Raw genomic sequence first — 13,089 nt, forward strand, 5'->3', positions numbered from 1 at the left:
TTAAACGCGGTGAACCTAATAGTTAACGTTCCTTTGTCAAAAAAGTGTTTTTCTTGACTGATCACCAATGCTTAAAATCTAAGCATTGAGAAAGCGCAACGACAAGTCCTAAATCATCAAGGAAAGAGCAAAAGAAATAAAAAAACTGTCAAATACCGCAAAGCGACTCAAATAAACGTCGATCTCATGACGAATTTAGGAGTCAAAGATTTGGCGACCCTCCACCAGCCGGTTGACCACCTGCGGATCAGCTAGCGTAGAAATGTCACCTAAGTCACTGAACTCATTGTTCGCAATTTTTCGCAAAATGCGTCGCATGATTTTTCCGCTCCGAGTTTTAGGTAGCGCATCGGCAAACTGAATCAGATCTGGCTTTGCCAGAGACCCAATTTCAGCTTTGACCGTATCTTTAAGTGAGTTCTTCAGCGCCTCATCTAAAGTGAGGCCGGGGTAAGGTGTGACAAATGCGTAAATGCCTTGGCCTTTAATAGGATGCTTAAACCCCACAACAGCCGCCTCTGCCACAGCATCGTGTCCTACTAAGGCACTTTCAATTTCAGCCGTGCCCAAGCGGTGTCCTGACACATTGATCACATCATCGGCTCGGCCAGCAATCCAAAGGTAGCCGTCTTCATCCCTTCGGCATTCATCTCCCGTGTAGAAGTAGCCGGGTTTTTGCGAAAAATAAGTGTCTTCAAAGCGAGAGTGATCTTCATAGACCGTTCGCATTTGTCCCGGCCAGGACTGTTTAATAAATAAATGACCTTCGCCGGCCCCAGGCACTTCTTCGCCTTTGTCATTGAATATCACCGGTTCGCAGCCGAAAAAGGGTTGGCTGGCTGAACCCGGTTTTAAATCGGTGGCTCCGGGCAATGGGGTGATCATGATTCCGCCGGTTTCTGTCTGCCACCAGGTGTCCACGATGGGGCACTGTTGGCGGCCCACTTTGTCGTAGTACCAATACCAGGCCTCGGGATTGATCGGTTCACCCACCGACCCCAAAAGGCGCAAGCTCGAGCGGGAGGTGGTGTTAAGATATTGGTCGCCGTCTCGCATAAGCGCTCTAATCAGTGTGGGGGCCGTGTACAGAATATTCACTTGGTGTTTGTCGACAATTTGCCAAAGCCGGTCGGCTTTCGGGTAGGTGGGGGCTCCTTCAAAAATCACTGAGGTGGCGGCATTGGCAAGCGGGCCATAAATCATATAGCTGTGTCCAGTGATCCAACCCACATCTGCAGCACACCAGTAGGTTTGATCCGGAGTGTAGTTGAAAACGGCTTCAAAGGTGGTGGCTGCATACACCATATATCCCCCTGTGGTGTGAAGCACGCCTTTGGGTTTTCCGGTGGAGCCAGAGGTGTACAATATAAATAGCGGATCCTCTGCATCCATGGGCTCTGGTGGGCAGTGGGTGGTTTGCCTGGCCACAACTTCGTGGTACCACTGGTCTTTTTTGTCAGTAAAAGACACATCTTGGTTTGAGCGTTTCACCACCAAAACATGCCGCACCTGCGGGCAATTTTTTAAAGCAAGATCCACATTTTCTTTGAGCGGGAGGAGTTGACCAGCCCGATATCCGTGGTCAGCGGTCACGACAAAATCACTTTGGCAGTTGTTGATTCGGCCAGCCAAGGCCTCAGGTGAGAACCCCGCAAAGACCACCGAATGAACCGCGCCAATGCGGGCGCAGGCCAGAAGCGTGTAGAAGGTTTCAGGGATCATGGGCATATAAAGAGTGACGCGGTCTCCCTTTTTGACGCCGAGTTCTCGTAAGGCATTGGCCGTTTGATTAACCCTTTCGGAGAGCTGTTTGAAGGTGATCTGTTGGGAGGCCTTTTCTGGATTTTCAGGTTCCCAAATATAGGCTATGCGCTCGCTGTGCTGGGCCAGGTGTCGATCCACACAGTTGACGCTGGCATTGAGCTTGGCATCTAAAAACCACTGCACGTTCACGGGCTTGTCAAATGACCATTGGCTGACCCTGCTCCAGGGCTTTATCCAGTCAATGCGTTGAGCCTGCTCGGCCCAAAATGAATCGGGTGATGCTAGGGATTTTTGGTACAGCGATCGGTAGGCGGTTTCAGTGACCAATGCAGTGGATTGCCATGATTTCGGTACGGGGAAGTGAGAAGGGCGATCGTGTGTCATCAGAGGTCTCCTGGTTTTTGGGTGCGCCACGTTATTAGATGCGCCCCCGTCAAGCCTAACAAAACACTTGATAAGTGTTTCGAATAGAGAAAATCTTGTTATCAACCTTTTATAAGGTCAACACCAAATCGGGGAGGAAGTGGTGCAACGTATCTGGATTTTGCTTTTAGCACCTTTGGTTTTTATAGGATGTCGGGGCGGCGAAAGCGGCGGCACGTTGGATTTGGGAAGTGGCGGCGGCGGTTCCACAACCGAGTTTGGTCGAAGTACCGATCAATCCATTGGTGAGGTGACTAGCGACAGTTTTTGGGTGAACGTGGTTCGAAAAAACAGTGACGTGAGCCCAGCCACCAACGCTTCCTATTACGTGCATCGCTACGATTCCACAGATCCTACGGATGTGTCATTGGATTGCACGGTTCCTAAAGAAGGCGCCACCGAAACCGATATCATTTGTTATGTAGAGGCTCCCGAATTGGAATTACTCAATGAGGGCATCGCTTTTCATTACAACGTGCCCGCAGGCATGTGTGAGTACCATCAGTTAAAACCCTTTTATTATTTTTCGGCGCAGCCGGTGTTGGGGCCTACGGAAGTCACCATAGATAGAGACGGGGTGTCGTGCACATTGAACGGGCCCACCCAGTTGGGATTAGGCGTTCGTCCTTGTGATACGGACTTAGCCACGGCTCTCGGCAATAGTGACGTGGCCTTCCAGCTCACTATTGATGATCCTGTGCTTTGCGCGGGTGATTACACTAGAAACGGAGTGGAAGTAAGAGGTGGTATTGGCAACTGCTGTATTGGGCGCTACCAGCAAACAGTGATTGATGGGGGCGAAACCACAGTGACCTGGGAAGATTGGGGCGGCAGTTATGGCAATTGCGCGGATGGTCCGGCAACTGCCACAGACGGCCAAGATGCTTTTGATGAGTTGCCCATCAACATTTACGAGTACGCTTGGGACAACGGCCTTAATCGACTCTATGATTTGCGGCGGACCACGATCAATGATGCTTTGGTGCCGGTCAGTTATTACGCCAACTATTATGGGGACCCCACTTCCACGGCGCTATCGGGCATTAGCAGTATTGACCTGGATTGGGTAGGGGACGAAAGGTATGGTCAGCCCTCTTATGAGTTCTTGTGCCTGGACCAGGCAGAAGATGTCAAAGCGCGAATTCGTGTATATGTTCGGGCGTGGAGTAAGAATAGCGAATTTCAAACGTATCTCACCACCGGATCTGGCGATCATTTGGCTTCGGGTTCGGAGACAGACTTTCCCAATCCGTCGCCATTGCCGCCTTACGACTACGATGATTCGAATCATTGGGAAGAAATTAGTGCATGGATTTCTGGTAGTGTTTTGACAAATGGAATGACGCGACTCCGCTTTGATGGCGAAAGCGCCCCCCAAGGCACTGGGCGCCAAGATCCACCCTCATCCATAAGTGCCGAGTAGGGATGTCTTGATGGGTCGTTGGATAGTCGTCGGCCTTTTTGGGGCCACGTGGATTTTTGCAACAGGGGCACAAGCCATGACCACAGCCACGGTCAGCGCCCAATCCACAAGCTATGTGCGATCAAGCACTCCCTACTTTAGGAAAGATCTCAATGCCAGTCAGATGTCTATTTTGGGCATGGAGTTTCAATCCCACTCAAAACCTGTCAGCAAAACCGACATGTTTGTGGATGGCGCTGGTTTTTACAGTGTGGCAGAGGGCGAGGCGTTTTTAAATTTGCGTGAAGCTTATTTGGTCAGGCGTTGGTCTTCGTCGCGGTTCACACTGGGTGTGGGGCGAAAGAAAACCCCATGGAGTTTTGATGATGAGGTTTGGCAAGAGGGCCATTGGCAACCTCGTTTTCAGTGGGATGGGTTGCGTCCCGAATCGCAAGGCCTAACGGGTTTGCATTTAGAATCGGATCACTTCAAAGACCAACATTACGTTTTGTTTGTGTCCCCGATTTTTCTACCCAACACAGGAGTGAGTGTTCGCGAAGAGCGGGGGTCTTTGCTTTCAGAAAATCCTTGGTTTCAAACGCCAAGATCATCCTTTGAGTTTCAAGGTGCTCCCACAGATATTCGCTACTCTTTGGTAAAGCCTGATGTAAATGCTATTGTATTTCAGCCGGGCGTGGCATTGATGGGGAGATGGCAAATGGACCATCACCAGCTGCAAGCGGCCTATGCTTATAAACCACAAAACCCTTTGATGTTGGCAGCTCCGGTACGGCTTCGCACCTATAGCAGTGGTGAAACAGAAATTGAAGTGCCCATTCACCCCCGCAGTGTTTACCATCATTTGGCCACCCTAGAACATAGTTTCACAAAAGGGCCTTTGAAGACAGTGACTTCTTTGACCTATGACAATCCGTTGGTGTCAGAACTGCCAGAAGATTGGTTGGCCCAGTCCATAGGTCGCACCTTTGCAGTGGGTGGTCATGGTCTATGGGATTGGGGCAGGTGGAGCTCTTATCTGGGCGCACGGTATGTGTTTGGGGGAGACCAAAAAGACAAAGGCCAGTTTGCTTTAGATGAAAGCTATTTTGGACGCCGCTATCGATGGGTTGAGGCATGGCGAGCGGGGCTGCAGTTGAACACTTTATATTTCAAGGGTCTTCAGGTTAGCGGATTCATGGAAGCCACTTATGATGTGGCCCAAAACGCCGGCTGGTATTCGGTGCAATGTAGCGTAAAGCCGTCGGTCCCTTGGACCTTTTCGCTGCAAGCAGATGTCTTGGGTATTGTGGATGAAACTCCTGTGGCCATGAATGATGGTTTCTTGCGTACCTACCGGGCCAATGATCGCATTTCTCTTGGGATGAGTTATGTATATTAGCATAAAGGCGGTTTTCTTTTTTTTAGTGATGTGGGTTCTATCAGGGTGTGTGGGGGAGCAAGAGCCCTTTCATGCAGAGGCCAATGTAAAGCTTCAGTCTTCTGAGTGCTTGTCTGAAACGGCAACTGTGGCCACAGCTTTTTTTAAAGGCCATGCGAGTGCCAGTGAAGTGGAAAGTACATGGAACTGCATTCATTCAGCCCTTTGGATGTTTTCTACCTATGTGAAAGGGGCTGAAGATGGTTCTTATCGCCCCGAAGAACTGCGGACTTTTTTGCAAACTTACTTTTTAGGGGATCTGAAGATTTCCAATGAGCTTATGGCCGAGGCCATGGCCATAAAACAACTCTTTGTTTCTGGCAGTCAGTCCCGCATCACCCAAAAAGAATTACAGCTCACCTTAAAGATGATTGCTGAATTTAAAAAGGTCACCTTGGGGCTGCGTCCTCATATGAAGTTAATCACTGGATTGGCGGAACAGCCAGTCACTATAAGAGAGATCGAAGGGGCCGAGCAGTCGGTGACGCAGGCACTTGTGGATCTGGCAGAGCTAATGCAGACCCATGGTGGTGCCTATGATCTGGGTCGTCTGAGGGAGCTATTAAAAACCCTTCAAGAAACCATCGGAGGGGCCAAAGATCCATGGAATAAGGGACAGAGTTTAGTGCCGCTCCTACAAGTGGTGAAAGTTCTTATCACGGGCCAAGAAGGCAGTGAGATCACTGCATCACACTGGCAATCCATCGTTCAACCTTTTTCACAAATGCACAGGGCTTGGCTTCAGTATCACTATTTGGTTCCTTCAGAAAATGGTTGGTCAAAAATTCAAGGTGTGGAGTCGTTAAAAAATATTTTTAGTATCGTTGATGATTTGGCAAAACATGTCATTCGGTCCCAGCCCAAAGAATCAGTCCATCAAGATTTATTGCTTCGTGTTTTGTCGGCCTTGGAGCAAGGGGGGTTGTTGCCGCTCAATATCAGCGCCAGTGCCATGGCCGAGGCCATTGATGTTGTTATGCCAAAACAGGATTTGGATTTATCTTTATGGGATGACTTTTCGCTAGAAGTCTTTGATTGGTTAGAAGTGCAAGGGCGTTTGGTCAGTGGTGAGAAATACAACGATACATTGGCCGGAGCGTTGTTTTCGCGCTTACTCAATTCACCTTGGCCCATAGTTAATGATGATGAAGAAAGAGTGATTATTCCACATCGGTCCAGTCAATTTGAGCACTCCGCCAGAAGTCTCACCCGATTGCATTTAGAAAGCGTCTTAGTGCGATGGGTGATTCACTTTTTTTCTGAAGACAAGGCTCAGCGGTCTGAGGTGGTCGGTTTATCACAAAAGGAATTGGGCCGGGCCTATTTGAAATTGCAACCCATACTTGTAGATCTAGGAGTGGTAACGAAAGAAGATTTGGGTTTTTATAAGTCGGTTTTTAATTATGCGAACTTGTTTATGCCAAGCAGTGATGGCAACGCTGACATAGGATTTGTCGAGGGAGTAGAGTATTTTCATTTTGTTTTGTCTGGGGTGAACTCAGGTCGGCTGGTGCAAGAAAAAATGCAAGGCCGGTGCGCCATCAACTCTTCCTTTGTGACAAGTGGCTCGCTTTATTATTCCGCAAGTTGTATGGCCAAAGAGCTTCATCAGCATTTTGAAATGTACTATCCAAATCTGCCAGGCCTTGTGGCGTTCAGCGTGAGTTTATCGGAAGAAAAATGGCAGAGCTTTTTTTCTGATTTGATGGCTACAGTGGCTGACAAGAAAGTCTTTGAGCAAGGTTATGTGTTATCAAAAGACGTGAACGCGTTTTCTATATTTCTTTTGTACCTAGAAACCATTATGCAAAGATTCGATCGCGATGATGATGAGCGTCTTGATATTTACGAGAGCCTCAATGCTTACCCACTATTTCAAAGAACACTAGAGGGCCTCGTGGGAGAAATTTACGGTCGCCCCCTTTTTACTTACATGTTGAGGTTTGGCTATAACCCATTAAACGAAGAAGATAGTACGCCGATCACGCCAGTGAGATGGCGGTACTGGCGTTGGCATCCTGAACTGTGGGAAGTGTCGGCCGGTCGTCATACCCTAGCGGCCATAATGGCCTCGCTTCGCCCCATGCTGGATGGGTTTTGAAAAAAGTCAGCTGGATTACCTCTGCTGATAGTGATTTTTTTTAATCACGAACAGCGAACAGTATTCGATTTAATATGATCGAACTAAAAATCTCACGTCACTTCGCGCCCTGAATAATTTCTGCAGACGGTGATATTTTAGTTGTCACAAAGCGCGTTTTTTATTGGATTAAATTGGATGTTGTTGAAGATCAGACATTGCGTCACTTTGCTTTGTGGTCCAATAAAAAAACGAAAATAATCGCCGATACAGAGGGTCATTTTTGCTTTTTTTCTCTCGAAATAGGCTCTCGATTAAAGTTATTTTTTCACACTCAAAACCCAATATGGCTTTAGGTTTAATAGGCTTCTTCTGAGACACCCAGTGACAAAAAACGGCATTTTCCCCGTGTTTTATTGGCAAAAAGAGTCGATACGGCATTCATCTGCTGATATAACGGCGTCGGGCTTAGAGTATTGGTCCTCCCCTTGCAACATTTTGATTGGCATTGGATTTTGGGTTTTAGGACAATATAGCGAGGCTACGTGTTATTGAGACAAATTAAGACCTACTGCATAGGGCTTTTTTTAAGCCCGCTTATTGTTGGCGTTTTTACGTCAATGTCAGCCATGGCGGCTCCTGAACAGAGCTTAGAGTTTGAGCTGCGTCAAACAAGCTACCTGTCAGCGCCCGTGGATGAAAACCAATACAACGAATATTCGCGTGTTCGGGTTCGCTATTATTTCTATGGCGAAGATAGCCGCACTAAGGGAAAAGTGGATTTTCGAGGTCTATTTTCGGTGTCTGGCGAAGAGGGTCAGTATTTAGTTTTACCCGAGTTGTTTATGACCGGTAAATTTGGTCACCTCAATCAATTGCAGGTGACATTGGGACGGCAGAAGTTCCCATGGAGTTTTTTCGATGAACATTGGGGGCTTGGAATATGGCAACCCTTGTTTCGAGGCGACTACATTAATCCTGAAGCGCAGGGGTTAACCGGGTTATTTGTCAGAATAAAACAAGATCATTTTCAATTGGCGGGTTTTGTTTCATCACTTTTCTTGCCCGATCAGGGGCCTAACTTCGTACTTGATAATGGGCGCATGTATTCGGCCAACCGTTGGTTTCAACAGCCAGCCAGTGAGGCCATTATAGCTCAAGGTGTATCCAGTGTGGAATATGAGATGGTTTATCCACAAGTCAGTCAAGTGGTGAGTCAACACAGTTTAGCTTTTTGGGGACGTCTGGGGCAGATTCAAGAGGGGTTTTGGGCGCAGACGGCCTATGCCTATAAGCCAGTGAATCAGCTTCATATTGCCATAAATATGGAGCAAAAATATCGAACCGATGAAAATGTGGCTCAGCCTGAAATTCACCCCATGGTGGTGTATCATCACGTTGGAACCGCAGAAGTGGGTTATTCGGGAGATGGAGTGAGTTCATGGTTTTCAATGACCTATGAAAAACCCATTCAGCCAGAATTGAGCAAGAGTTGGATCCAGAGTTCTTTAAATCCCACATCATTTTTGGGCGCAAACTTGCAACATTCTTTAGATGATTTAGGTATTCATCAGACGTCTCTCACTTGGAGTTATTTGCTCAAAGAAGAGACCTTGGATCCAGAAAAAACAAGTGAGTCTTCCGGTGTGGATTCGTCTTTTTCCCGATTTCTCTTTAGCGAAGTCATAGGCTTTGCGGCAAAAAGTCTTTTAGTGGACCGGCCATCAAAACAAATATCATCAGAGGTTCGCTATTTGTATGACATCAAAGAACGAGGTGGTTTGTTGCAAGCCAGTTTGTCGTATAAACCTCGTTACGCATGGACTTGGCATTTGGGGTTTGACGTAATGGGTGTTTCTGATCAGGAAACAGGATCTGGATTTTTTAAACAGTATCAGGGAAATGATCGGGTTTACGGTGGGGTTTCGTATGTGTTTTAATTTACGAACTCTTGGTGCGGTACTGACCGCCGTGTTATTTTTTAGTTTGTCTGGGTGCGGACTCAATATTGGAGAGCCGGCACCTGATCCAAAGCCCGTGACCTTGTCCCCAAAAGAGTTGGCCTGTCTTGGTGAAATTGGCGAGAAGGTTTCTGACTACTTTGCAGCAAAGAGCACAGAAAAGCAGGTTGAAGAGTTCTCTGGTTGTGTAAAAGGGGCTCTTCAGAAATTTGCCCTGTTGACCCGGGGAAAAGACAGCGACAGTTATCGGCCAGAAGAAATTGTTGAGTTTTTACATGAGAATTTCCTGAAAAATAGCCGATATCACATTTCTTCTGAATTCTTGTCTGAGGTAATGAAGCTTAAAAAAACATTCTTCGGTGGTTCAGCTGATAAGATCACGCGCGCTGAGTTTGCTAAAATTATTGATCACGTGGATTTTGTAAAAAAACAGCTGATTCGAATGCGTCCGTACATGGATGTGATTAATGTTGCCGTGGGAGAAGAAAAGCTGACCCAGAGAGGCTGGCAGCCTGACCTCGATGGGGCAGAGCAGGCCCTTTTTGCCACAGCCCAAGATTATGGCACCTTTTTTACTGAAGCCAATGAGCCATTGCCCATTGATTCTATTGAGAGTTATTTCACTGAGTTTCGTCGATTTTTGAAATGGGATGAGGAGGATGCCTCGAGCCATACGCCCAAGGACTGGTCTGAGTTAATTAGAGCCTTTAAATCCATTTCAGTAAGTCCGCCTGCAAACCTAGTAGCAGCCAATGAGTGGCAACCTCTGATTCGGGCAGGTGCTCGCTGGTACATGACCTTTTTAAGATATAAGTATCTTGTGCGCTGGGAGCAAATATCCACAGAAGAGGGTTTGCGAGCCCTAGAGCAAGCGGCCCGCGGTTTATTTGACGCTCTTGATGAGGCTATTGAGCATCAGCCCTCTGGTGTGATTGACTTTGATCAGTTAGATGCCTTGGTGGATGCACTGGGGCAAGTGGGCTTTTTGCCTCATGGCTTTGAGCCCAATGCTGTGAAGCAGGTGATGCGCCCCGTAGTTGCGAAAGTGTTTTCGGATTTGTCGTCAAGAAACAGTCAAGTCGCAGGTGTGATGCTCGTGGCGGGGCTTGATGATATGGCGCGAGTGCAAATGGAGCAGGAGTTTTTTCAGTGGCTTTATGCTCAACGCTACATCAATAAAAACTGGAAGAAAATGGCTGAAAACAGTTATTTAAAGCGCTCAGAACAAAGTGGGTCGTCCTATAAATCTCAGTCCCTTCCTGTGTCTCCCGGTGGCGATTTTGTAGGTGAAATTATGGGGCTTGCCGAGCGTATGCGTCCGTTATTTAAGCAGGGTGACCCAAGGGTGTTTTTACTCGGTGACAATGAAATCTCTCAATACAAGATGGCCTATGGGCACTACAGTTACACGAAGCTCAATGTGATGAGGGTTTTTGCTCGACTACTCATTCGCGGGTGGAGCAAGGACAGCTTTAGGGCGACCAACATGCTGGGTGTGACTGAAGATGAAATGCAAAAGTTTTATTTGGATGTGAAGCCTTTTGGTGTGGCTATGAAGTTCATGGACCCTCGAAACGAATTTACGGGTAAGCGTAGCTTTATGGAAGGCAACCACTTCACTTTTTCTGGAAATGGGTTTCAAGGGGAGCTAGGTGAAGCGGCGAAAGAAACCCCTTTGTTAACGCTCAATGAGACCATTGAGCTGATTACGTTGGTGTATTCAGGGGGGCAGGTACACAAGGCTGTGTATAGGGATCTACTGAAAGTATGTCCGCTGGGTCCCTACGATGTATTTGGAGAGCAGCGAGATGGTGAGATGGTGGATCCAGGCATAGATAAAGGGCGAGCGGAGTCTTCCCCTGAGAATAGGATGATTTCGAGTGCCTGTTTCGAGCGACGTCTCATGCAGATGTTTATTGAGCATTTTGATAATATGCCTAACATGGTAAATTATCTCGCCGGACTAGATCAAGATCGCTGGGTGACTTTTGTAGAGAAGTTGCGTTCAGTAGCTAAGCCTTCACAGGAGCGGCCAGTAGGGGGGCGAAACGATTGGATAGAACGAGGTCAAATTGCGACTATGGCGACGGTGCTGCATTACGTAGAGGCTCTTTATGTGCGCTATGATAAAAATAGTAATGGATTATTGGATAGTGATGAATTGTGGGAGGCCTACCCTCGATTTAAGGGTTTGATTGCGCGAACGGCGGTTGAGCAAAAGAAAAAGAAACTCGATGAACAGAAAAAGATTGGTGAAATATCTGAGGCATTTTACCGCCGTGAGCTGGCCAATGCCGTTCTTTCAGATGCTGATTTAGAAAAGGCTTTTGCCTACATTTTAGCTAAACGCAAGGTGCCGAGAAGTTGTATGGAATTGGCCGATACAGGCGTGCTTTATTGGTGGCGACGAGATGAAATTGCTCTTGATCGTACGGGTATACTTGAAGTGATCCATGGCATTGCAAAACTCAGTGAAGAGTCGGGCGACACCTGCCCCATTGGCGACTGGGTGTCTACGGTGAAGCGTTGGGGTGAGGCAGTGGGTGATTGGTGGAAAAGTGACCCTGAAGGGTCGGGTCCACCGGCACCGGATGATGATGGATGGAAGGTGTCTCCTTGAAAATCCACGCTCCCTTAATTGATTGTTGAGATGGAGCGAGCGATTAACGCGTCAGCTTAGCAACAAGGTCATGGCCCACCCACCAAACCGGTTGGCGGGGTTCTCCGCTTTCTTGAAACATGGCCTCGCCACAAGCTCGAAAAACAGCCTCACTTAAGGGAGCTGTCATTAGGGCTTTTGTATCTTTATGCATTTCAATGAGTTGAGAAGAGGCATTTCTCATCAGCTCCATTTGTTCTGGTCCATTGTGTTGTGGCCACCCCTCAAGGTGAGGCCATGTTTTTACAACTTCATTTTTGAGATAGTTTTGGGTGAGACCGTAGGCTTCATCAAGGGAGTGTTCCGGTTTTAATAGGCTTTGGCATTCTTTAAGAAGTGATTTAATGCGAGGAGAACTAGCACCTTCTTTTCTAAGGGCCCCAATAAGGGGATAGAGAACCACTTCGACACCTAAGAAGATGCTGCTAGAGTTGGTTAAAATTTCTGGCGCGTTATAAACGGTGGCTTTTATGCCGTCATTCCATGCGGTCTTTGCTACCGCTTCAAGGCGCAATTTGGCCCACCCCTGCAAATAGGGAGAATAGGATTGCCATTTGTACTCATCACCATGCAGAACTTCGGTGCCGTGGTAACCGTAGGCTACATACCGCACTTTATTGCCGCGGCTTTCGATTTTTTCGCGTAAAGGGCGACTTAACTCAATAAGATGTCTGAAGGTTTCACCAGTGACTTCATTAAAACTGATGTCACACAAACGTCCTAGTTCACTCTCCCAAAATTCTTTAGAACTTTGATAGCGGGGACCAAAACCTTTAAATACCCGATTGGCCACAGGCATAACCACTTTTGCCCGCGGAAATCCTCCGGCCATGGTGTGAACAAAAAGAACATTGGCGCCTTCAGGAATATGGCTTTCAAGTTCCTGCATAAAAGATTGCACAGCGTTTCGAAAGCGGCTGACGCCATTTTGCCGCGACTCTTCGACCTGTTTCCAGTCAATCTTGGCGTCATTCCACGCGCTCATTTTAAGATCTTTAATCTGATCAACGGGAGAGAGTCCCGATGACGACGGTTCAAGGTCAAACCCCGCTTCTAGCGGAACATTAATCAGTGGAGACTGATTTTTTTCTTCAAGCTCAGCCGGATTCAGTGCACGCAATGTTAGATCGGTATCTCTTCGCCCCACAGTGCTGTAGATAATTTTAAGGCCCTCTTCAGCTGCGCGATCAATGAGTCCGTTGACGTACCCACGGCTAAACACCTCTCCAAACACAACAAGTACATCATTTTTTGAAAATCCCGTCTGGGCGGGGACCTCTCGTAAGGGCATCAATGGGCTCATCACTTCCACCTCGTAATTAAATAATGGAGATCTCCTTTTATGAAATCCCTTTGAAAAAA

The 13,089-nt window shown here is 47.4% G+C and carries 7 protein-coding genes; 5 read left to right on the forward strand and 2 right to left on the reverse strand.

Translation table 11 applies throughout. The features are described 5' to 3' along the window. Positions 1 to 195: 195 nt before the first annotated feature. Positions 196 to 2,148 (reverse strand): acetate--CoA ligase, encoded by a 1,953-nt coding sequence (acs, locus tag H6626_02635; protein ID USN48003.1) that lies wholly within the window; start codon positions 2,146 to 2,148, stop codon positions 196 to 198. Positions 2,149 to 2,290: 142 nt separating this feature from the next. On the opposite strand from acs, the gene H6626_02640 reads away from it, so the two are divergent. The 5 genes from H6626_02640 to H6626_02660 all read left to right on the forward strand — a co-directional run bounded on the left by H6626_02640 (position 2,291) and on the right by H6626_02660 (position 11,688). Then, complete coding sequence (locus H6626_02640; GenBank protein USN48004.1) at positions 2,291 to 3,610, forward strand: hypothetical protein; 1,320 nt, start codon at positions 2,291 to 2,293, stop codon at positions 3,608 to 3,610. Between the two features lie 10 nt (positions 3,611 to 3,620). Then, positions 3,621 to 4,988: a hypothetical protein gene (locus H6626_02645; protein USN48005.1), complete on the forward strand. Its 1,368-nt coding sequence runs from the start codon at positions 3,621 to 3,623 to the stop codon at positions 4,986 to 4,988. Further along, a complete protein-coding gene (locus H6626_02650) occupies positions 4,978 to 7,128 on the forward strand; it encodes a hypothetical protein (GenBank protein ID USN48006.1) in 2,151 nt (716 codons plus the stop codon). The genes H6626_02645 and H6626_02650 overlap by 11 nt, the downstream gene beginning before the upstream one ends. A 524-nt stretch (positions 7,129 to 7,652) precedes the next feature. After that, on the forward strand, positions 7,653 to 9,047 hold the full coding sequence (locus H6626_02655; protein USN48007.1) for a hypothetical protein: 1,395 nt from the start codon (positions 7,653 to 7,655) through the stop codon (positions 9,045 to 9,047). Beyond that, the gene (locus tag H6626_02660) at positions 9,037 to 11,688 is read left to right on the forward strand and encodes a hypothetical protein (GenBank protein USN48008.1); all 2,652 of its coding nucleotides are present in this window, start codon (positions 9,037 to 9,039) and stop codon (positions 11,686 to 11,688) included. Before H6626_02655 ends, H6626_02660 begins: the two co-directional genes overlap by 11 nt. Positions 11,689 to 11,731: 43 nt before the next feature. On the opposite strand, the gene H6626_02665 is transcribed toward H6626_02660, so the two are convergent. Then, on the reverse strand, positions 11,732 to 13,030 hold the full coding sequence (locus H6626_02665; protein ID USN48009.1) for a hypothetical protein: 1,299 nt from the start codon (positions 13,028 to 13,030) through the stop codon (positions 11,732 to 11,734). Between the last annotated feature and the right edge of the window lie 59 nt (positions 13,031 to 13,089).

This window comes from Pseudobdellovibrionaceae bacterium, assembly GCA_023898385.1.
In the GTDB taxonomy this organism is placed as follows: Bacteria; Bdellovibrionota; Bdellovibrionia; order Bdellovibrionales; family UBA1609.